Source organism: Limnofasciculus baicalensis BBK-W-15 (genome assembly GCF_024178385.1).
GTDB classification, from domain to species: Bacteria; Cyanobacteriota; Cyanobacteriia; order Cyanobacteriales; family Coleofasciculaceae; genus Limnofasciculus; species Limnofasciculus baicalensis.
The window spans coordinates 1-21,143 of record NZ_JAMZMM010000062.1 but is presented as its reverse complement, the minus strand read 5'-3'; the positions used below and the strand labels follow the sequence as shown (position 1 = coordinate 21,143).

General features: G+C 41.9%; 22 protein-coding genes, 5 tRNA genes and 2 pseudogenes. 18 read left to right on the top strand and 11 right to left on the bottom strand.

Annotated features, from left to right (window positions below):
• Window positions 1-17: 17 nt before the first annotated feature.
• The gene (locus NJ959_RS08790) at window positions 18-2,003 is read right to left on the bottom strand and encodes a BamA/TamA family outer membrane protein (RefSeq protein WP_254011378.1); all 1,986 of its coding nucleotides are present in this window, start codon (window positions 2,001-2,003) and stop codon (window positions 18-20) included.
• Window positions 2,004-2,208: 205 nt separating this feature from the next.
• Between NJ959_RS08790 and NJ959_RS08785 the strand changes: the two genes are divergently transcribed.
• The 10 genes and pseudogenes from NJ959_RS08785 to NJ959_RS30645 all read left to right on the top strand — a co-directional run.
• Complete coding sequence (locus NJ959_RS08785; protein WP_254011377.1) at window positions 2,209-2,793, top strand: Uma2 family endonuclease; 585 nt, start codon at window positions 2,209-2,211, stop codon at window positions 2,791-2,793.
• Between the two features lie 163 nt (window positions 2,794-2,956).
• Window positions 2,957-3,151, top strand: coding sequence for a hypothetical protein (locus NJ959_RS08780; protein WP_254011376.1), 195 nt, complete (start codon window positions 2,957-2,959; stop codon window positions 3,149-3,151).
• A gap of 8 nt (window positions 3,152-3,159) precedes the next feature.
• Entirely contained in the window at window positions 3,160-3,417 is a 258-nt protein-coding gene (locus NJ959_RS08775; RefSeq protein WP_254011375.1) for a MarR family winged helix-turn-helix transcriptional regulator, read from the top strand.
• A 515-nt stretch (window positions 3,418-3,932) separates the two neighbouring features.
• Window positions 3,933-4,061, top strand: a tRNA-OTHER gene (locus NJ959_RS08770).
• Between the two features lie 77 nt (window positions 4,062-4,138).
• Window positions 4,139-4,276: transfer RNA gene (locus NJ959_RS08765), tRNA-OTHER, on the top strand.
• Between the two features lie 63 nt (window positions 4,277-4,339).
• Window positions 4,340-4,463 (top strand) — tRNA-OTHER (locus tag NJ959_RS08760).
• A 96-nt stretch (window positions 4,464-4,559) separates the two neighbouring features.
• Window positions 4,560-4,696, top strand: a tRNA-OTHER gene (locus tag NJ959_RS08755).
• 106 nt (window positions 4,697-4,802) lie between these two features.
• Window positions 4,803-4,927: transfer RNA gene (locus NJ959_RS08750), tRNA-OTHER, on the top strand.
• A 134-nt stretch (window positions 4,928-5,061) separates the two neighbouring features.
• Window positions 5,062-6,666 (top strand): TROVE domain-containing protein, encoded by a 1,605-nt coding sequence (locus NJ959_RS08745; RefSeq protein ID WP_254011374.1) that lies wholly within the window; start codon window positions 5,062-5,064, stop codon window positions 6,664-6,666.
• 1,079 nt (window positions 6,667-7,745) lie between these two features.
• Window positions 7,746-7,868: pseudogene (locus NJ959_RS30645) on the top strand (PEP-CTERM sorting domain-containing protein); the annotation flags it as partial.
• 81 nt (window positions 7,869-7,949) lie between these two features.
• Here NJ959_RS30645 and NJ959_RS08735 read toward each other — a convergent pair.
• The 6 genes from NJ959_RS08735 to NJ959_RS08710 form a co-directional block, all read right to left on the bottom strand.
• Window positions 7,950-8,246, bottom strand: coding sequence for a HepT-like ribonuclease domain-containing protein (locus tag NJ959_RS08735; RefSeq protein ID WP_309242581.1), 297 nt, complete (start codon window positions 8,244-8,246; stop codon window positions 7,950-7,952).
• Between the two features lie 46 nt (window positions 8,247-8,292).
• A complete protein-coding gene (locus NJ959_RS08730) occupies window positions 8,293-8,583 on the bottom strand; it encodes a nucleotidyltransferase family protein (RefSeq protein ID WP_254011371.1) in 291 nt (96 codons plus the stop codon).
• 45 nt (window positions 8,584-8,628) lie between these two features.
• Window positions 8,629-9,123, bottom strand: a complete 495-nt coding sequence (locus NJ959_RS08725; RefSeq protein ID WP_254011370.1) for a PIN domain-containing protein — start codon at window positions 9,121-9,123, stop codon at window positions 8,629-8,631.
• Window positions 9,120-9,365 carry a UPF0175 family protein gene (locus NJ959_RS08720; protein ID WP_254011369.1) on the bottom strand — a complete coding sequence of 82 codons (246 nt, stop codon included), beginning with the start codon at window positions 9,363-9,365 and terminating at the stop codon, window positions 9,120-9,122. Before NJ959_RS08720 ends, NJ959_RS08725 begins: the two co-directional genes overlap by 4 nt.
• Window positions 9,366-9,434: 69 nt before the next feature.
• Window positions 9,435-10,001, bottom strand: a complete 567-nt coding sequence (locus NJ959_RS08715) for a cold shock and DUF1294 domain-containing protein (protein ID WP_254011368.1) — start codon at window positions 9,999-10,001, stop codon at window positions 9,435-9,437.
• A 41-nt stretch (window positions 10,002-10,042) separates the two neighbouring features.
• Window positions 10,043-10,828, bottom strand: a complete 786-nt coding sequence (locus tag NJ959_RS08710) for a DUF4058 family protein (protein WP_254011367.1) — start codon at window positions 10,826-10,828, stop codon at window positions 10,043-10,045.
• A 141-nt stretch (window positions 10,829-10,969) separates the two neighbouring features.
• Between NJ959_RS08710 and NJ959_RS08705 the strand changes: the two genes are divergently transcribed.
• Window positions 10,970-11,911 (top strand): ribonuclease Z, encoded by a 942-nt coding sequence (locus NJ959_RS08705; protein ID WP_254011366.1) that lies wholly within the window; start codon window positions 10,970-10,972, stop codon window positions 11,909-11,911.
• Between the two features lie 122 nt (window positions 11,912-12,033).
• Here NJ959_RS08705 and NJ959_RS08700 read toward each other — a convergent pair whose 3' ends face one another.
• Both NJ959_RS08700 and cobU read right to left on the bottom strand, forming a co-directional pair.
• On the bottom strand, window positions 12,034-12,474 hold the full coding sequence (locus tag NJ959_RS08700) for a hypothetical protein (protein WP_254011365.1): 441 nt from the start codon (window positions 12,472-12,474) through the stop codon (window positions 12,034-12,036).
• 246 nt (window positions 12,475-12,720) lie between these two features.
• Window positions 12,721-13,269, bottom strand: coding sequence for a bifunctional adenosylcobinamide kinase/adenosylcobinamide-phosphate guanylyltransferase (cobU, locus tag NJ959_RS08695; protein ID WP_254011364.1), 549 nt, complete (start codon window positions 13,267-13,269; stop codon window positions 12,721-12,723).
• 157 nt (window positions 13,270-13,426) lie between these two features.
• Here cobU and NJ959_RS08690 point away from each other — a divergent pair, with 157 nt between their 5' ends.
• The 4 genes and pseudogenes from NJ959_RS08690 (at window position 13,427) to hpsU (ending at window position 17,093) form a co-directional block, all read left to right on the top strand.
• Window positions 13,427-14,152 carry a hypothetical protein gene (locus NJ959_RS08690; protein ID WP_254011363.1) on the top strand — a complete coding sequence of 242 codons (726 nt, stop codon included), beginning with the start codon at window positions 13,427-13,429 and terminating at the stop codon, window positions 14,150-14,152.
• Window positions 14,153-14,562: 410 nt separating this feature from the next.
• Entirely contained in the window at window positions 14,563-15,639 is a 1,077-nt protein-coding gene (locus NJ959_RS08685; RefSeq protein ID WP_254011362.1) for a glycosyltransferase family 2 protein, read from the top strand.
• A gap of 322 nt (window positions 15,640-15,961) precedes the next feature.
• A pseudogene (locus NJ959_RS08680) lies at window positions 15,962-16,309 on the top strand (RRXRR domain-containing protein); the annotation flags it as partial.
• Window positions 16,310-16,472: 163 nt separating this feature from the next.
• The gene (hpsU, locus tag NJ959_RS08675) at window positions 16,473-17,093 is read left to right on the top strand and encodes a hormogonium polysaccharide biosynthesis acetyltransferase HpsU (RefSeq protein WP_254011361.1); all 621 of its coding nucleotides are present in this window, start codon (window positions 16,473-16,475) and stop codon (window positions 17,091-17,093) included.
• Between the two features lie 170 nt (window positions 17,094-17,263).
• Here the strand turns inward: hpsU and NJ959_RS08670 are convergent, their stop codons facing one another.
• Window positions 17,264-17,506, bottom strand: a complete 243-nt coding sequence (locus tag NJ959_RS08670; RefSeq protein ID WP_254011360.1) for a hypothetical protein — start codon at window positions 17,504-17,506, stop codon at window positions 17,264-17,266.
• 423 nt (window positions 17,507-17,929) lie between these two features.
• Here NJ959_RS08670 and NJ959_RS08665 point away from each other — a divergent pair, with 423 nt between their 5' ends.
• The 3 genes from NJ959_RS08665 to NJ959_RS08655 all read left to right on the top strand — a co-directional run bounded on the left by NJ959_RS08665 (window position 17,930) and on the right by NJ959_RS08655 (window position 20,569).
• Window positions 17,930-20,032, top strand: coding sequence for an AAA-like domain-containing protein (locus NJ959_RS08665; RefSeq protein WP_254011359.1), 2,103 nt, complete (start codon window positions 17,930-17,932; stop codon window positions 20,030-20,032).
• Window positions 20,033-20,145: 113 nt separating this feature from the next.
• Window positions 20,146-20,397 (top strand): UPF0175 family protein, encoded by a 252-nt coding sequence (locus NJ959_RS08660; RefSeq protein WP_254011358.1) that lies wholly within the window; start codon window positions 20,146-20,148, stop codon window positions 20,395-20,397.
• On the top strand, window positions 20,390-20,569 hold the full coding sequence (locus tag NJ959_RS08655; protein WP_254011357.1) for a PIN domain-containing protein: 180 nt from the start codon (window positions 20,390-20,392) through the stop codon (window positions 20,567-20,569). Before NJ959_RS08660 ends, NJ959_RS08655 begins: the two co-directional genes overlap by 8 nt.
• A gap of 82 nt (window positions 20,570-20,651) precedes the next feature.
• On the opposite strand, the gene NJ959_RS08650 is transcribed toward NJ959_RS08655, so the two are convergent.
• Complete coding sequence (locus tag NJ959_RS08650; RefSeq protein WP_254011379.1) at window positions 20,652-21,134, bottom strand: flavin reductase family protein; 483 nt, start codon at window positions 21,132-21,134, stop codon at window positions 20,652-20,654.
• Window positions 21,135-21,143 lie beyond the last annotated feature (9 nt).

The following is a 21,143-nucleotide window of genomic DNA, read 5'->3' as shown; positions in this document are numbered from 1 at the left end:
GCCCCTAACCCCTAACCTCAAAACTTTTGACCGATACCAACTTGAACTTTACTATCTCCTTGGTCATTAAATCCTAAATCAGCCCGAATTATGCCTATGGGTGAATTCACCCGCACACCTGCACCGTAACCAAAACCTGTTCCTGGTTTCCCGCGCACTACTCCAGGTTCTCCTAATACTGTATCAGCCGAACCCAAATCTGAAGCAAAATCAGCAAATAAAACTGCACCCACAGGATTAAATATCGGAATCCGATACTCTGCCGATGCTGCCACATAACTACGCCCCGTAGCTACATCACCTGTACCATAACCTCGAACAGAATTAGCACCTCCTAAATTAAAGGCGCGGTAAGGAGCTAAATCACCAATTACTGTACCACCTTGGACATTAAATGCTAATACTTCTGGCTTGCTACCACCAAATAATTTAATTGGTACAAATTGGGAATAGTTTGCCTGAAGGCGATTCATTAAAATATTACCATTACCAACAGGAATAGATTGTTCCGTACTCAAACGTACCAGGTTTCCTTGGGTAGGATTGACTGGATTATCTCGTCTATCTTTGGCTATTCCCGCAGATACAGTAACTAAATCATCAACACCTGTACCACTCAATGTGAGAGGATTACCTTGTTCGTCTACTGGAGTAATTTGTCCCTTGCTATCCCGAATGCTGGTACGAGTGTAATTTAATCCTACTGACGCATTCCAATTATCTACTGGTTTAGATAAAGTAACCCCACCACCAAATTGCCCTTCACGGGGGTTATCTCCATTAGCTAAATTCACATCCCCATCAAATGTTTCGGATACGGAACGACGACGAAATACATTAACATTGTAACCAGGAGAATCAGGATTACTGGCTTCGTAAGGTTTGCCGTAATTACCGTCAAATTGTAAATCGCGACGACTGAATTGGACGTTAACTCCTAACTTCTGATTTACTCCGCCCAAATTCTGGTCGTTATAACTAATTGTACCGAAAATACCGTTATCGTTGTCATAACCTGCCCCGGCATTTACTCCACGAGCTTGTCTTTCGGTTATATTGTAGATGACATCCACATTTGAACCATCACCATTCAGGGCAATATCAACTTTATCAAATAGCCCCAACTGATAAAGCTGCTGTAAATCTTGTCTGGCGACATCTACTTTAAATACGTCACCGGGTTGGAGTTTCATTTCTCGCTTGATATAGTCTTCGCGGGTTCTACCTTTGGTGGATGCGCCCTTTTCATCGAGAAAATTCAGCTTAATATCACCAACTACACCCTCGACTACTTTCAGAGAAATAGCACCATCAGAAGTTGATTGTACATCTAATACTTGAGCTAAGATATACCCATTATCTTTATACCATTGACTAACCTGTTTTACTCCATCTCGCAATCCTGCCAAACTAACGGGTTTACCCAATTGAGATTTAAAGATATTATTAGCAATATCTGGAGTGAGAACTTTGTTACCGGAAACTTGTAGCGATCGCAAAACGACAGGCTGAACCTGATAAACTACATTCCAGCCATCTCTGTGACTAGACTGAGTTACCTTGGCATCGGCAAATAAACCCGTATTTAAAATAGCCTCGACATCTTTATTAATCTGGCTTTGATTAGTTTGACCACCGGGACGAGTGGCAATAGTTCTCAATACCACTTGCTGTAATTCCTCACTCGCCCCTACCACTTTAACATCTGTAGCGAGTACGGCGATATCGTTATTTGTGCCACCAACCCCCCTCCTGATACTCGCTGTTGGAGTCGGCGATTTTCCGGGAGTGGGTTGAGAAAACTCCCTAGTTTGATTCACTTCCGGTGCGGTAACTGTGGCAGATGCCTGAGTTTCTGAGGCTCCTTGCACAGGTACAACATAGTTTCTGGCTGTCGATGGAGGTTGGGCGGTTGTAGGGTTAGGATTGGCAAGTGCCTGTTGGCTTAACTCAGAAGCAACAATGGCTGCCAAAGTGGAAAGGGCAATAGCTTTGTATAACATAGAGATAGCCTCGACAGTCGGTGGGTGTGGTTAATATTTGTTTCGCTTTGTTTAAGGTGACTGGGGCAAAAAAGATTATGTTCCGAAGATTGTGCCACATTTCAATCTGCCACAATTACAATATATATATAAGAGAGTTGAGAATAAAGACTGTCAGTAACTCAGGGCTAAAGCCACTGAGTTTCCCACTTACCAAGTATTTTCTATGACTTTGACAAGAGCAAAACGCTTTACAATTGACGAGTATCACCGTTTAGCAGAGCTGGAATTTTTCACGGAAGATGACAGAGTTGAATTAATTCGCGGAGAAATTATCGACATGGCGGCTAAGGGAACACCTCATACAACCTGTTGCAGTAACTTATTGGGAGAATTAGCAATACTGATAGCCGGACGAGCTACACTAAGATGTCAAGATCCAATTATTATATCAACTAATAGCGAACCTGAACCAGACTTTGCTATCGTCAAGAAACGAGCAGATAATTATCTATCTGGTCATCCTAGCATATCAGATATTTTCCTATTAATTGAAATTGCCGACTCTACCCTAAAGTATGACAGAGAAGTTAAACTGCCTCTCTATGCTGAAGCAGGAATTTCTGACTATTGGATATTTAATCTAATCAAAAATCACTTGGAGGCTTATAGCCAACCTTATCAGGATTCACAGGGAAATTTTGGCTATAGTGTCAATCATATTGTTTTGCCGAATAAATCTATTGCCTTGCCTTGTTTTCCGGATTTATCATTGGATTTATCTAAGGTTTTTCCAGGGATTGATATTTGAATGAGAGCTACGGTAATCGTAGTTAAAGTCTGGCACAGCAAAGTTTTGGCACTTCATAATATTGTCCATAAGCCAAAAGCATGACAAAAAGCATTTTAATATCACCTAGAGCCAGTCTTGATATTTTCGCTATTCAAGAAGTGAAAACGGAGTGGAATTTGCCATGACTACCCAACCGCGTATTCCCGATCCTGAAACAGCCAAGAGATTATTGGCTAATTTGCGCCGCAGTCGTTTAGCAATGGAAGCAGCAACTCTGGAATTAGAAGATATTACAATGCGGTTAGAAAATGACAACAGACAGTACCGCAAATTGCGAAATCTCGTCCTGTTTCTCGGCAACACATTCAGAAACTAGCCAACGAAATGATTGCCGATGGTTTAATCGAATTGGGAGACAATCCAGCACATCAGCGTTCAAAACTTTTACGCCTCACACCTAAAGGAGAAGCAGTTTTTCAAGAAATTACTCAGCGAATTGCCAAAGAAGCTGAAAATTTGGCTGAGGATATGGATAGAGAAGAGTTACAAATCGCCGTAAAAATGCTGCGACGGCTAAAGGAGAAGCTCAAACAAAACTTAATCGGGAGTAGGGAGTTTTATAGCAACCGCCACAGCGGTTAGGACATTCTGATCTAGCAAATTTTAACAAGGGCGACTGCTATAACTGTAGGAGCGAGTCGCTCTGATAACCTGAAGTAGTCACAAATGACTTTCATTGACTCGCCCTGGAGTAGGGAGTGGGGGAGAGACAGTCATGGTTGCGATGGCTTCTCAAAGAGAGGCTACGCCAACGCCCAGGCATCGCCACTTCAATGATATTACACCCCAAACCCATATCTGGCAAGGCTTACAAAGAAATTTACTCAAAACCCTTGACACTCAGACGACAATATACTACAGTAATAATACAAGCAGTTCCAAAGGAGCTAAAACTCGGTAGCGGATAGCTCAAACAGTAGAGCGCCCACCTAGCCTGAAAAGGCCGACATTGCGAGGGTTATCGATAATTACACTAAAACACCCTTGCTCCCAAATCCGGAGATATGGGATAAATCCTGTTCCGCTACACCAACTAATTGGGGATTTTAGATTCAGATTTCCATCTAAAATCCCCAATCCCAAAGCTAAAATTTCATGTGGCAGGTAGCTTAATCGTAAAGTACCAATTTTGCCTGAAAAGGCCGCAGAATTAGGGTTATCGCTATAAATCGATTCCCCCCCTTATTCGCCGGAAATGCAGGTGCAAATCCTGCTCTGCTACACCAATTTTGGGAATGGTTGTTTGTTATTTGTTTTTTGTTGTTTTTATATCCATTTTTTCTTAAACTGCTTACTATTTCATGTGGCGGGTGGCTGAGTGGTTGAAAGCGCAACCAAAACACCCTTGGTTTGCACCTTACCCGGAAGGGACGAAAAATTAAGGTTATCGGTAGTATTGAGGAAACTCAATCGCAGGTTCAAATCCTGCTCCGCCACACCAAATTTAGGAATGGAGAATAGAGAATGGCGAATTATTTTTGACTTTTGACTTTTAACTTGTCATGTGGCGGTAGTTTAGTGGTAGAACGCCAAAAACATCCTTGTTTAAACTTTGCCTGAAAAGGCCGCAGAATGAGGGTTATCGATTTCCCATCGGGTAGCGGTAGGTTCGATTCCTCCCCGTCACGCTAATAATTCAATCCAGTAGTTTGTCAAATAAAAAAATGCTAAAAACCTCAAATTTTTCCTAGATAACTTTTGACTTTTAACCTTTGACTTTCCTGTGGTGGGTAGCTCAGTTTGGTAGAGCAGTGGACTGGTGAAAGCCAGTATCCCTGAATCAACAACTTGTCTGAAAAGACCGAAGTATTTAGGGTTATCGTGGTTCCATGTGTCACAGGTTCAAATCCTGTCCCACCACACCAAATTTATGAATCGGGAGTAGGGAGTAGGGAGTAGGGAGTAGGGAATGATGAAAAATATTTTTTTACTTCAGACTTTTGAATGGGTGAATTTTAACTTTTATGTGGTAGGTAGTTGAAAGGTAAAACACCAAAAACATCCTTAATTCATACCTTGCCTAAAAAGGCCGACGAGTTGAGGGTTATCGCCTGTAACGCGGGAGATGCGGGTTCGATTCCCGCCCTACCACCTGTTGTTATTTGTCTGTATTTGTTCAACTACCAAATAACAAACAACCAACAACAAACAACCAACAACAAATAACCAACAACAAACAACCAACAACCTTCCATATTTTGCCTGAAAAGGCCGGGAGTATCAACAATGAATTACAAATTCTTCACCCAAAATAAGACAAACACACCCCAAACTCAACCCATCCCCGGGCGTGAAAAAGAAATGATTAAAGGGCGTTCCGGTGGCTGGATGTTTGATGCTGGTATTTGGCAGATGCTGCGGCGCTGTTTACTAATTGGTACAGCCAAAAGTACTTACTATGCTGGCAAACAAGAATTAACGGAAGATTTTGTCGGAGTACTCCAAAAAGGTATTGCTGAAAATCCCGCTAAAGTTGCCGAAGAAATCCTCTATGCTAGCGATGGACGTGCCATTAATAATAGTGCGCCAATCTTAGCACTAGTGTTACTTTCTATGGGAGAAACACCGGAAGCTAAAAAGGCATTTCAGGAAATATTTCCCCAAGTTATCCGTACTGGTAGCCACTTCTACGAATGGCTGAGTTACACTAAATCTATGCGCGGCTTTGGTAAAGTAATTCGCGAAGTTGGTAAAACTTGGCTATCTCGCGAGGATGTAAAAGGATTAGCCTATCAACTGTTGAAATATCAACAGCGTCAAGGATTCTCTAACCGCGATGCTTTGCGATTATTCCACGTCAAACCACCTACGGAAAATCACCGCCAACTCTTTGAATGGGTAGTGAAAGGTTGGGAAGAATTACCCGCAGAAATACCATCAGAAGCCTTAGCCCAGATTTGGTGGTATGAATGGTTAAAGCGGAATCCAGACAAAACTCATGAAGCCATTACTAAAGGTCATTTAACTCACGAAATGGCTGCCCCTGTAGGCAAAATGGATAAGGAAGCTTGGCAACTTTTATTCAATGAAATGCCAATTGGCGCAATGCTGCGGAATTTGGGTTCTTTGACTGAATTGGGTGTGCTACAAACTAACAATACTCGTCGTAATTTAGATCGAGTAGAAGCGGTTCTCAATGATAAAAAACACCTCCGGAAAGGGCGAATTCATCCTATTGATGTTTTGAAAGCACTCAAAACATATCAATCAGGCGGAAGTTTGGGACGCAGCCAAAAAACTTGGACTCCTGTACCGCGCATTGTGGACATCTTAGAAAAGGCAGTTGAACTATCTTTTGATGTGGTTGAACCCACAGGCAAAGTATTCACGCACGCCGTTGATGTTTCCGGTTCCATGTCTTCCCTCGTTCATTCTGTTGGACTTAGCTGTTGTGAAATTGCCACAACTATGGCATTAGTTACAGCTAAAGCTGAGAAAAATTACATGATTCGCGGCTTTGCTAATGACTTCCGTGACTTGGGTATTACTGCTAAGGATAGTTTTAGTTCCGCTGTGGCTAAAGCTAGTAACCAAAACTTCGGCGGTACTGATGCGTCGGTGGCTTACGACTGGATGATTAAGCATAATTTCAAAGCAGATATTGTCTGTTTTTGGACTGATTCTGAAAGTTGGGCTGGTTACAAACATCCTAGTCAAGCATTAGCTGAATACCGTAAAAAAGTCAATCCTAATGTGAAAGTAGTCTATGTTACTCTTGCACCTTACCAAATTACATTAGTCGATCCAAACGATCCATTATCTTGGGATTTGGGAGGATTCGATCCCGGTATTCCCCGCATCATTCAGATGTTAGCAATGGATGAATTGTAGGGGAGTGGGGAGTGGGATAAAGCTGAATTTGTATCATAATCAAATTCAGCTTTATCCCTTAATCAGGGCAAGTCAATATGCCTCTTGCATAAATCTAGGAAGGGTGAAGCATTTGCGAATGAAAATCTTGATTTTACCTATAAATCCGGGCGCAAATGCTTCACCCCTACAACAAAAAATCGACTTTTGCAAGAGATCTATTATAAACAGGACTTAAGCAAATCCCCTATCTGTAGGGTGTGTTACGCTTTGCTAACGCACCACGATGCCTCCGGCGAGCGAAGCCATCGCTATATGTAGTGTCGCTGCGTAAGTCGTGAGAAAATTGAATTTTATGGCGGGTTTCCCTGGTTCACAACTTGTCTTTAGGGGCTGAAGAATTTAGGGTTATCGGTTAACGTCTCTAACAAAGACTAGCGGGTTCAATTCCCGCACCCGCCGTTTTGATAATTACAGATTGACTATTTCCAGCGGAAAATTCTCATTAGAGTAAAATTTTAGCATTTACCGTTACTCATTCTCTGATGATTGGAGATCCCAGTGGCGAGTTGGGCTTTAATAATTTGACTAAAATTTTAGGCGCTCCTTGACTCTTCAGTAGCATTTGTGTCCAGCAAGCATCTGCGGCTTCTCTTTTTTTTCAACCAGCTGGTCAACAACTTGATGGTGATCCAATAAAAGATATTCTGGTTACTAAAGGTCAACAACTTACATTTAATGTCAACTTCGACCCAATGGGCACTTTTATTAGAAGGCTGACATATAACGTTGATTTTGATACAAGTGAATTAAGTTTTAACGGTGTTAACGCACCTGGCGCAATCATTAATGACAGCCAACTAAATACAGGGTTTTTATCAATTGACCGTCAAACAACACCTAACAAGATAAACGCATTTGCCGACACGTTTACTTTCACCGTTACGAATCCAGGTCAAAGTCCTCATGATGGTATTAGAGACTTTGCAATACAGAATCTTTTTACTATAGCGGTTATAAACGGCGAACCAGTGGATTTTCGAGACCAATTTACTGGAGATATTGGACAATTTCCATATATTCAACAGGTAGAAGTTCAAACGCCTGAATCCACCTCTACCTTCAGCCTTCTAGCCCTGGGAACCCTCGGCGCAGCATCAACCCTCAAACGCAAATTAAAGCCCTCTAAATCCACCGCAAAAGAAACCACAAAAGTGGGCTAATTAGCTTCCAAAAATACGAGAAATGCCCCTTCATTCAGTCAGTTGAGGGGGTTTATTTTTTTACTTTCGCTTATTAAACAACTATTCTTCCTCTGTTTCTCTTTCTAACACTTCTTGTAGTCGTGGCACTAATGAAGGTAAATCTTCTTGAATTGTTGCCCAGATTCTAATTAAATTAACTTGAAAATATTCGTGAGTTGCAACATTTCTCATTCCTCCCATCAAACGCCAAGGAATAAGAGGATAGCGAGACTGAATTTCCTTTGGTACATTTCTAGTTGCTTCTCCAATAATTATAAAATCATAGAGAACCGCCTTGACAGTTGTTTGATTCTTAGCAAATTCCTCAAACATCATTCCTTTTGTACGTTGTTCAATTTAAGCGATAGATTCTAAAATGTCTTGAAGGCGAAGTCGCCAATCTCTAGAAGGCATTGATAACATCCTCCAGCACAGGTTCTCGTAAATGTTCTCTTAAGGCATCCTGAGTTCCTAAATCCACAGAACATCCTAGAATATCTTCTAAATAATACTGTGCTTGCAGAAGTTGAAAAAAACCACCTTGTCGATGAAATTCTACTAACAAGTCCACATCACTATCGGTATGAGCTTCATCCCTGGCAACTGAACCAAATAAAGACAAAGATTTTACCCCCAGTTTTTGTAACTGTTCTCGGTGTGCTGCTAGAATTGCCAGTACCTCATCTCGTTTCATCTCTATAACGTCTTTACCTGATAAATGTAACACACCTTTATTATGTCATCTTTTCCCTTCACCAACAATCTGTAAAACACTGCTGTATAAAGGCGCAGCAACCCAAAATCCTGCTTGATTGATCAAAGCGTCTAGCAAGGATTTCACCTCAGAGATTAACCCTCGATTCTTAGCCTCAACCAAAATGCCCAGAATTCCTGTGTATCGAAGATTAAATCTAGCAGCAATTCTACGACCACGACGCTCATCAATCAAAACTTGATCTGCCCCCAACTCAAGTGCCAAAGCAATAGCCTCAGCTTCTCCCATATCTAGTTCATCAGCAAGAGCTTCAATCACTGTGCGGTTAGTTACCGTTCGAGTTTGAATCCAATCTAAGGTTTGTACCTCTATTGAACCTGCTACCGGAAAATCAGGATCAGTTAATTCCCGATAAACCGCTTCAGGAATAAAAACTATTTCGTAAAGTTGTTGTAGCAGATGAAGTTGGTTAATAGCTGCAAGATTGTTGATAGGCGATGTATCACTAACAATAATCACAGTCTGCCCATCTCCCGCAAGCTTTTAATATCCTGTTCAAAATCTTCTACATCGTAATGTACTGGAATTTGACGACTTGCAAGTAGGTGTTGAAAAGCAATCCGATTCATCCCCGCAAATCGACTCGCTTGAGCAAGGGTAAGCTTCTCTTTTTGAAAGAGCATGACCGCAATTTCCTGCCTCATCTCAGCTTCAGTCATGCGTGTTGCACTGAGAATTTCATCGGAGATATCAATACTCATAGCTATAACCCTGTCTATCTCTTCCTATTGGAATGATATCATAAAAAGCATAGTCTTATAACCAAAATATTATCTCCCATTAAATGCTAAATAAAAAACGGCAAACACATGGATAAAAACCATAAACCAAAATACAATTTGATAGGATATTTTTTTGCTTTTATGACGATAGTGTTCCTGTGCTATTAAAGCCCCGGTAAATCCACCAAGTAACTCTAAGGCGTGTAGCTTATTTTCTGAAATCCTCCATTTTTCCTCCTTTGCTCTATTTTTATCATTACCGTAGACAAGAAACGTTACTGTATTTATAAAACCGTACCATAGTAGCGAAACAGCAAAGTAATTAATACCTAAACCCCAACCTAGAGTAATTGGACAAATTAGCACAACAAGTAGAGTACTTAAGTTCATTCCTGATGGCAAAACCCCTTCTAATCGAGCATTTTTAGCACAGATTCTGTTCGCTCGATCCCGTTCGATTTGATAACTAATCCGATCTCCCACACGAGGGCGACGACTGTTGTTTAATCCGCTGATATGTAAAAATACATTATTACTTTTGTCATCTGGTTGGATGAAGCCGTATCCTTTCTCATCATTCCATTTATTAATTTTCCCTTTCTGTTGCTCTGCCATTCTCCATACTACCTTTTAGATCTCTATTAATTAACCAATTTTTACACAATCAATCCTTGTTCTCGCAATAGTTCATCTACCCAAACTGCATCAACTTCTGACAAGTTGGGTACTAATTTTTGAGTGTAATCAATCGCCAAATGATACCGGGCGCGATCGTACACGCCATGGAACAAATTTTGTAAATTAATAATGGGTTCTATATCTCTTTCATTTAAAGGTAAAGGAAATGATGGAATCGCCTGTCGCAAACTAAAAGCGTACAATTGAGCTTGGGGACGGCGATCGCCTTTACTCACCAGAATGCGATAATCTGTTACTGGTGCTTCCCCTAAAATTTCCATAGGTTTACCACCTCTGAGCAAATCAATTTCTACTAAATTAGTCAAACTGGCTAGTACTTTTTTTCGCTTTTTACGATAAGCTTCTCTTCCTTCACCTGTACGTTTGTTTTTCGGAGATAATATTTCAATTGTTGTAATCACTAAACCTGTGCCAGCTTCTCGGATTTCTAAATAACTTTCTCTCACTTTTTCTGGAACTGGAATTGTCACCGCGATCGCTTCTGCTGTTGCTACAATAGTTGCTGTTGCTGAGGTTGGGCTAGCTACTGATTTTTGGGAGAAAACCGCAACATCGGGAATCCCTACTAAAATTGAATCTGAGTCATCACTTAAATAAGTTCGCTGCTCAATTGCTACTCTATAATTAGGAGGTATATAGGGTTCGATGGAATCTGCGATCGCAGTAATTAATCTATGGTGTACTTCTGACCAAAATATCGGATTTTCTAAATAGGGGTTCATCCCTGGAAATGGAGAAGGCATGGATTGATATCTCCTACTTCATTAGTATCATATTATAATGATTAATGGCTAATCCAATATTTTATCCCCTACTCCCTACTCCCTACTCCCCACTCCCTACTCCCTACTCCCCACTCCCTACTCCCCACTCCCCATAATCCCGTGCAAATTACATTTTTAGGAACAAGTTCCGGAGTCCCCACGCGATCGCGCAATGTGTCCAGTATAGCCCTACGTCTGCCTCAGCGTGCCGAATTCTGGCTATTTGACTGTGGTGAAGGCACTCAGCATCAGCTATTGCGCAGTGAGATAAAAACTAGTCAACTCCGCCGTATTTTTATTACCCACTTGCACGGCGACCATATTTTTGGCTTAATGGGCTTACTGGCTAGCTGTGGTTTAGCAGGTAATGTTCAGGAAGTAGATATTTACGGTCCTCCTGGTTTAAGTGAATACCTAAAAGCTTGCAGTAAATATTCTCATACTCACGTAGCATACCCAGTACATATTCACACGATTACCCCCGGCGTTATCTACGAAGATGAAGAATTTATTGTCAGTTGTGGTAGTCTCAAACATCGGATAACAGCGTTTGGGTATCGGATTGTCGAAAAAGATCGTTCGGGACGTTTTGATGTCGAAAAAGCAAAAGCATTAGAAATTCCATCTGGCCCCATTTATGGCAAACTAAAACGGGGTGAAACTGTCACTTTACCGGATGGACGTAAAATTGACGGTACGGAGTTATGTGCCCCACCAGAAGTAGGTCGTAAATTTGTCTATTGTACAGATACGGTTTACTGTGATGGAGCGGTAGAATTAGCACAAGATGCTGATGTACTAGTTCATGAAAGTACATTTTCCCACCAAGATGCCCAACTCGCATTCGATCGCTTACATTCTACTTCAACCATGGCGGCACAAGTGGCTTTGGGTGCTGGAGTTAAGCAGTTAATTGCTACGCACTTTAGTCCTCGTTACGCACCAGGAAATGACATAGATTTAAACGATTTACTGACAGAAGCCAAAGCGATTTTTCCCAATACGATATTGGCTTATGATTTCTTAAACTATGAAATACCTCGACGCTTACCGAAATTATAATAGTAGTTTTCGCTGGGATGGAACAGAGTTTTTTTTTAACGCAAAGGTACGCAAAGGGAAGCGCAAAGGGAAGCGCAAAGGTACGCAAAGAATAGAATGCTATTTTTTCAATCGTTAAGTATTTAACCGGATACTATATCACTTTCATTCTCAACTAAATTCAAGCGATCGCGGATCGAATTCAAACGATTCAGGGTGCTAACAGGCTCTCGCGGTGGGGGTAATTCTGTATTCGGCCAATTGGGTACATCATGGCAAGTGCAACTCTCTGGCGGTAGTCCCACATTAAACATAGGTACGGGCATCTCACAACGGGCACAAGGATCTATATCCCACTTGGGTGTCAAGAGTTCGGCAATAGTTTGCAAAGTCCCTTCCAAGTAACAATCTTTACTATCTGGTGAGATAATATATTCCCAGAGTTCTTCAAATTCCTGGCTGTAGCGATCTCCTGTAATGATTTGTTTTGGTAATAGGGCTGTTTGCCCATTACACACGATCATCTTTTTGCCCAACTGAAACCAGTAAGCTAGATATCGTTTGATTTGTTGTTCGGATGCCATAAGAAGGTAATACCGAGCAAAGTCGGTGTTTTGAAAAAAGTATGGAAAAAGATGAAGGATGAAGGATGAAGGTTGAAGGTTGAAGGTTGAAGGTTGAAGGTTGAAGGTTGAAGGTTGAAGGTTGAAGATTGAAGATTGAAGATTGAAAAAAAATATACTTTATCGCAAGGTGCAAAAGTAGCAAAAATTTTGAGATCTTTCTCCAACTCAATTATTCTTCACACTTCACACTTCACACTTCATCGTTCACACTTCATCCTTCAAGGGTACTCCCAAGGTACTGAGATTGAGAATGTGACCCCCTGTTATTAAGTATACTGGGTTAGCGATCGCACCTAACTGACGGACTAATTGTCCGAGGCGATCGCGAAAAGTTCTCCCCATCGGATAAGCAGGCACAACTCCCCACCCCGTCTCTTCTGCCACAAAGATTACAGTAGCAGCCGTCTGGGTTAAACTCTCTAATAACTCTATTATAGTCTCCTGCCACATTTCCTCATTGAAATCGAGGCAATTGGCTAGCCAAGTACCCAGTGAGTCTACCAGCAAACAGTAATTGGGGCGATCGCACTCTCGAATCGTTGCCGCTAACTCCAGGGGCACTAACAAAGTCTGCCACTCGGCTGGGCGACGTGAAGCGTGCTTTTCAATTCGGGCTATCCATTCGATATCGTGAGGATCTGTTTGGGCTGTTGCCACATAGAAGACTGCTTTACCCGTTTGTACTGCCAGGGTTTCCGCCCACTCACTTTTACCAGATCGAGCAGGTCCTGTTACTAAGATGATTTTAGGCACAACTCTAGTCCAAATTTAGCTTTCTACAAGATAATCCGGTTAAAATGACCAAAATATCCAAAAAATAGAGGAACTCTCAAAATCCACCTGCGGATTTTGGCAAAATTAAAGAGTAGGTTGGCAACTTCTATCTTTAGCTATAGACATTGGGATAAAAATGAAACCAGAACTAGAACGGATTGAGACGGCACTACATCAGTTAGCACAAGGGAGATCGACTGACTCTAGAACCGCATCCGCGACTATGATACCCCCAACCGAATCCGTTGAAGAACATCAAAACAGCAATCTCAAGGGGCGATCGCTCTCCTTCTCAATCTCTGTGGAAACCTTTCCCACCGACAAGCACCATCCCCAAACCCCCACCCTGCCAAAATTTAAGCCAGCCCAGATTAGCGAACATCGCCACAGTGCCAACCCTGCATTGGCAATGAATTTACTCAAAGACATCCAAAAGATTGTCGGTGCTTGGCAGAAAGAATTACAAACTATTGTGCGGGAAATTCAAGATATCTACATGGCAGGTCCAATTGTAGATGGTTGGTTAGAATCTCATGCCCGTCAACCCCAAGATGCGATGACAGAAGTACGTCGTGCCGAGATGGATCGACTCATGGACTACGTGGCAGAAACCATAAATCAACCAGATGCCAAAATAACTTATGAATCCCCTAGAACAGGTTACCGCCTCTGTGGATTAGATCCAGACGGTAAAGCTTGGGCACGCCCCTGCCCCCCGGATCAAGTCCCCAGCATTAGTGTCGCCATTGCTCGCTACCATAAGCTCCGTCAGCTCTTGAACCGCAAACAAGAGCTAGAAACTCGCTTGAGCCAGCTTTCAGAAACATTGGCGATGCTTCTCTCTCATGTAAGTAATGTCTGAACATAGGGAATTTGCGATCGCAATAAAGAAAGAATTATACGGAACCGAACTCATACTTGCTGGATACTGTTGGATAGGGGTGAATTAAACCCGCATTAAATCTGCGCGATTGCGCAGATTGATTCACCCACCAGGGGCAGGATCAGATCTACGTTAGAGCGGTCATGACACCTACGAATTCGCTAGTTCGATTAGCTCTGTCGATTGAGATTAAGGAATGCTTGAAAGGTTTATAGAGCAAGTGTCTCAGTCCGAACAAGCCAGACTCTAACATCCCCGAAGCACACATTACTGACCCTTGGACTGGTCAAACCGGAGAACCGCTATCTTTCAGATGAGTTCTAATGCTTGCTGAATTAGAATTGAAAAGGCCAAGCCATACAATCTATATTGCCTGAAACGTTCAAAGTATGACCTACCCCGACTCCAAACTGCCTATTTCTGTTTTGATTCCGGCAAAAAATGAAGAAGCTAACCTACCAGACTGTCTAGCCTGCGTTGCCGGAGCCGATGAAATCTTTGTCGTCGATTCCCAAAGTAGCGATCGCTCCGTCGAAATTGCTGAAGGCTACGGCGCAAAAGTAGTGCAGTTTTACTTTAACGAGCAACCCAAGGAAAATAAGCGAAAAAAGAAAAATTGGAGCTTAGATAATCTGCCTTTCCGTAATGAATGGGTACTGATTGTCGATTGTGACGAGCGTATTACTCCAGCCCTCTGGGACGAAATTGTCACAGTTATCCAAAATCCTGATTTTGACGGCTACTTTATCAACCGTCGTGTTTATTTTTTGGGCAAGTGGATTCGTCATGGAGGGCGGTATCCAGATTGGAACTTACGCTTGTTCAAGCACAAACAAGGTCACTACGAAACTCTCGATACTGAAGAAGTTCCCAATACAGGGGATAACGAAGTCCACGAACATGTTATTGCCAGAGAACATGTTGAGCAGGAGGAATGGCGAATTGGCTACCTCAAAAATGACATGGATCATATTGACTTTAAAAATATCTACCACTGGCTAGATCGCCATAATCGTTATTCTAATTGGGAAGCTTATGTCTATAAACGTATGATCGAGGAGAGCTTCCTAGATCTCTTAAGATCGCAGATAGGCTACTTCCAGGAGTCGCTGAAGCCTAAAGGGAACTCTAAAGATGATGCCAGTTTAGTCCAGAGTCTAGATAACGTTAAAGATAACTCTAATAAACTACGTGCAAATCTGTTTGGTACTCCGGTAGAGCGGAAGCGCTTTTTGAGAAAACTCTGGGTGCGGTTTCCTTTTAAGCCCATCCTACGGTTTATTATTTTTTATGTTATCCGCCTGGGCTTTTTAGATGGGAAACCTGGATACATTTATGGACGATTACTGAGCCAGTATGAGTATAACATTGAAGTAAAACTATATGAATTGCTCAATTTTGGCGGGAACCTGAATCTAAAAGATTCGCATAAAACTTCAAAGAAAGAATTGGAACGAATATCTTAAAAAGAGTTAAATCATAATTCAACTTTATCCAGATTAATTCGTTTTTGAACTCGGACTGATAACTAGTCAACAACCCGCCGTTAAATCGGAGTACCGACTCCCTTCGGGGGCTTGAAATACAGCCCTAGTTGACCAGACTCAGGTTGACTTACCTACGTTAGAAGCAAGCGTTTAAGTTCTTACCTACGGATGCGTAGCTAGTCCGTAGCTCTAAAACTCTTGAGTTAAACAGGTTTAAAAGGGTTAAGCCAGTGCTTAAGAGAAAGTACCGACTTCTAACATTGTCAAAGCTAACGTAACAAGAAATTGAAGAGACACAACAATGTCTAACCCCAATTACGTCTTTGTTCTTGATACCAACCGTAAGCCTTTAACACCTTGTAAGCCATCATTAGCCCGTAAGCTATTGACTGTTGGTAAGGCTAAAGTCTTCAGGTTGTATCCATTTACAATCATTTTGAATAAGGAGGTAGTTGATGTTCTTTGTCTTGCCTGTGAGTCCTGCAACATCAAAAAAGGGACTAAAGATATTAAAGTGTTCCTAGCTAAAAAACCTGATGTATTAAAGAGAGTTTTAGCTCAAGCCAAGCGTCCATTAAAAGATGCCGCAGCGGTTAACTCAACACGTTGGACGTTGTTCAACAGATTAAAAGCTACAAACTTAGAGATTAAAGGATGGCTATAACTATGGATACTGATTTGGATATTTTAGGGACATTGAGTCGAATAAAATATCCCCCGTTTCCGACCGCCGTTAAATCAATGGGCGGTACACAAGAGCGGTTCGAGCTATCCGCGCTGATGATAACGGGGGTCTCCACGGGAGAAGAAAGATGAGCAACGATCCCAATTCCGCTGTTTTAGAATCAACCAAACCACCCGTTTTGGAGGGTACACCACTGGTGGATTTACGCCGCTACGATCAATCTTGGTACGATCGCGGTCGTCCGGGTTGGTTTGTCTTATTGTGGTGGTTGGTGCAAGCGATCGCATTTCCGCTGAGTCTCCATAACTTCAATGGCATCCGTTCCTGGTTACTACGGCTGTTTGGAGCTAAGATTGGTCAAGGTGTAGTCATCCGACCTACTGCCCGTTTTACCTATCCTTGGAAGGTAGAAATTGGCGATTATAGTTGGATTGGTGATGATGTGGTTTTTTACAGCCTAGATTCAATTAGGGTTGGCTCTCATTGTGTTATTTCTCAGAAAAGTTACCTCTGTACGGGTAGCCATGATATTCAAGATCCCAATTTTGGACTAATTACTTCTGAAATTACCATTGGTAACGGGGTTTGGGTTGCCACCGATTGTTTTATCGGTGGCGGTGTCCAAATCGGCTCTAATGCCGTAATTGGAGCGAGGAGTAGTGTGTTTGGCAATATCCCGGAACAACAGGTTTGCTGGGGTACACCTGCACTTCCTCGCTATCAACGACAAATGCGGATTAGTTGTTAGTTGTTGGTTTTTGGTTATTTGTTTTTGGTTATTTGTTGTTAGTTATTAGTTGTTAGTTATTGAATAAACAACTAATAACTCTAATAGGTAAGATACCTGTTCCATAACAAATAACAAACAACGAACAACAAAGAACAAATAACCAATAACAAACAACAAAGAACAAACAACTAATAACTTAAAATAACCTGACGACGATCTGGCGCTGGGCTATTGACCAAAGTCCAACCACTTTTGATTAGTTTTTGGTAAGTAGCCCAGCCCTTAGATCCTTCGGCCATGGGATAGTCGGGGACAGCATATTGGGGAAATGCCGTGTAAGGTTTCCATTGACCACTCGGATACATCCGCAAGTGCAAGATTTTTTCTGTGTCAGGTCCGCCTATAGGTAACCAACAGATTTGTCCAGTCATGTTTGACTCCTCATCACTCGCATTTAACTAGGAGTTTTAATTGATTACACTAGGGATATTCTGTAACAAAAATCACGATCTGGATCGTGTAAGTTAAGTTTTTATATGACGATTGATTACTGTTTCTCATAAAAGTAGGCGCGTTCAGGATAAAATCAGATAGATTGAGAGGTAGGTAAAAAAACTTTATCTTGTATATAAAATAACATAATGGGTTAAAATGCCAGAAGTTAATCAGTCCAGAAGTTTAGCAGTTGAGTAGAAAAGAAAGACAAAACTTTGAGTAACTAGTACAGTGCGGCGGAAATAACCCTAGAGGAAAAAACAGGTCAAAAATTAGATATTGTATGGTTTACAGCCTTTTGCCTCCAGCAAAGCTGCTTTCTGCCCAATTGTACTAGTTATCATGCTGTCTCCCCACCCATGGAACCTATAGAAAACGTGGCTGTGCCGTTTAACCTCAGAGGAGAGAGTGCCTTAGCTGCTATCGTCTTTACGGATGTGGAATCCTTTACCACTAAGATGGCGGCAGACGAAAAGCATACCTTGACACTCATCCAGCGGGATTTCGAGTTAATGAATCGCTTGTGTCAGGGTTTTGAAGGACAACTTCTCAAAACCTTGGGAGATGGATTGCTGATGTACTTCGTCAGCGCTGAAAAAGCTGTTTTATGTGCCATTGAGATTCAAATCGCTTTTGCTACGGCGACAACCCAACTACCACAAAGGGATATTCTCAGACATCGGATTGGTATCTATTTAGGAGATGTGATTTTTAGTGGTAGTGATGTCATGGGGAATGGGGTAAATGTGGCAGCGCGATTGCAAGGAGAAGCGACACCAGGAGGAATTTGTATTTCTCAGACGGTTTATGATGTGGTGAAAAGTCGTTTGCGAGTACCCATAACCTATATGGGGTTGCGTAAGTTAAGAGGCATTAAGGAACCAATGCCTGTCTACCAAATTATTCCACCTCGTCCTTTAATTGGCACTCAGCAACGGGTGTTTATTTCCTATCGGGCACAAAATCCAGATTTTGCTCTTGTGGAACAATTATCTAGAGCATTAATTAGCGCTGGGCATGAAGTTTTTATGGCGGGTGAAAATATTCGTTGGGGAGAGAATTGGCCGCAACGGATTGAGGCGGAATTAAAACAGTGCGATTACCTGTTGCTGCTATTATCCGAACAATCGGCAATGAGTGAAATGGTGACGGAAGAAGTACGAAGGGCAAAAGAATTACGGGATTCTCATCCTGATGGCAAACCTGTCATTTTACCCATCAGAGTAAACTTTCCTCTCACTTCTCCCCTCAACTATAATCTGCGGGGCTATCTAAATCGAATTCATCAGCGGGAGTGGTATGTTGATGCCGATACTCCAATCGTTATTCAAGATGTTCTCGGTATTTTAGCGGAAGGCAGAATACCAGAAGAATTTTCAGAAATGGGCGCTGATATTCCGACAGCTTGGGAACAATCTGATAGTTGTCCTTTACCCACGGCTATGCCAGAGTTACCAGAAGGACAAGTAGATTTGGCATCTGTATTTTATATCGAACGTCCCCCTATTGAATCTCGTGCTTGCGAAACTATCCTCCAACCAGGTGCGCTAATCCGAATTAAAGCCACTCGGCAAATGGGTAAAACTTCTCTAATGGCGCGAATTCTCCATCAGGCATCTCAGCATGGGTATCGTACTGTTGCTTTAAGTCTTCAGTTAGCTGAAGGGAAAGTTTTCGCTGATATTGATAAATTCCTCCGGTGGTTTTGTGCCAGTGTTGGGCGGCGACTGCGACTACATAATCAACTTAATGATTATTGGGATGATATTTTTGGCAGTAAAGATAACTGTACGGCTTATTTTGAAGAATATCTCCTGGAAAATATAAATAGTCCTTTGGTTTTAGGTTTGGATGAGGTAGATTGTGTTTTCCAATATCCGGAAATTGCTGCTGACTTTTTTGGACTATTGCGGGCTTGGCATGAGGATGCTAAAAATCGGGATATCTGGAAAAAGTTGCGGTTAGTTGTGGTACATTCTACGGAAGTTTACATCCCGATGGATATTAATCAATCGCCGTTTAATGTCGGTTTATCTTTAGAATTACCAGAGTTTACACCCCAACAGGTATTTAATCTGGCACAATTACACGGGCTAGATTGGCAAATAAAAGAAGTCGATCCTCTCATGTCAATGGTAGCAGGACATCCCTATCTAGTCCGGCTAGCACTCTATCATATTGCACAACAGGATATTAAATTGGCAGAATTATTGCAAACAGCCCCAACAGAATCGGGACTTTATAGCGATCATTTGAGGCGGCATCTATGGAATCTGCAACAACATCCAGAATTAGCCGCAGCCATGGAGCAAGTTGTTACTGCCTCCACTCCAGTGCGATTAGAGTCAGGAGCAGCCTTTAAGTTACATTCAATGGGATTGGTCAATTTACAAGGAAATGAGGTAACTCCCCGCTGCGATTTGTATCGTCAGTATTTTTGCGATCGCTTTGGGGTAAATTAATTAATTATCCCGATTAAGATTTACTCCCTTCCCTTGGTGTCTTAGTGACTTTGTGGTTAAAATGATAATACCATACAATATTTATACAAACCAAACACCAACTAACTAAAACTATGTACCAACTTACCCTCAACATTCCCGAAGAAACCGCATTAGCACTGAAGCTGGACCCAGACAAACTGCGTAATGAAGTGTTACTCGCCGCCGCGATGAAACTGTACGAATTAGGCAAACTCTCCTCTGGTGCAGCCGCCAACCTCGCAGGGATCCCCCGTGTCTTGTTTCTGAGTAAACTCGCAGACTACGGCGTAAACACCTTTAACCTTACTGAAGCCGAATTGAGCGAGGATTTGGCGAATGCCTAACATCATTGCCGATACATCGTCCATTCAGTACCTATACCAACTCAACCTCCTCAACCTATTCCCCACACTCTACAGTCAGATTACTATTCCCAGTGCTGTTGCCAACGAATTAGCACAAGGACGCATTTTGGGAATCTTGTTACCCGTAATTTTATCTATTAACAACCAATAACCAATAACCAATAACTAACAACCAACAACCAATAACTAATAACCAACAACCAACAACCAACAACTAACAACCAACAACCAATCTATCCACCATATTGCCAGCCAGTACTTTCCAGCACAAGCGGATCGCCTTCTCGATGGACACCAGAACCAATAACTTCCCCAACAAAGATAGTATGATCTCCTTGTTCTACAATAGCAACTACTTGGCATTCAATATAACCAAGGGAATCCTGAATAATCGGACAGCCAGTTGCTTCTCCTTGATAAAATTCCACATTTGCCAACTTATTCCCCACACGACTTTGCGGCTTAAAAAATTGAGCAGCTAATTCTTTTTGTCCGCTATCAAGGAAGCTGATGGAAAATATCCCACTTTTTTTCAGTGTGGCATGGGAACCAGTCTCTTTCTTGACGCAATTCACCACCAGCGGCGGATTAAAAGATGACTGCATCAACCAGCTAACTGTAAAACAATTCAAATCTTCACCATTTTTGACACCGCAGATATAAACTCCGTGCGGAATCTTGCGCAGCATCGTCTTCTTGGCTTGTTCGTCTAGCAAGGGTACCTG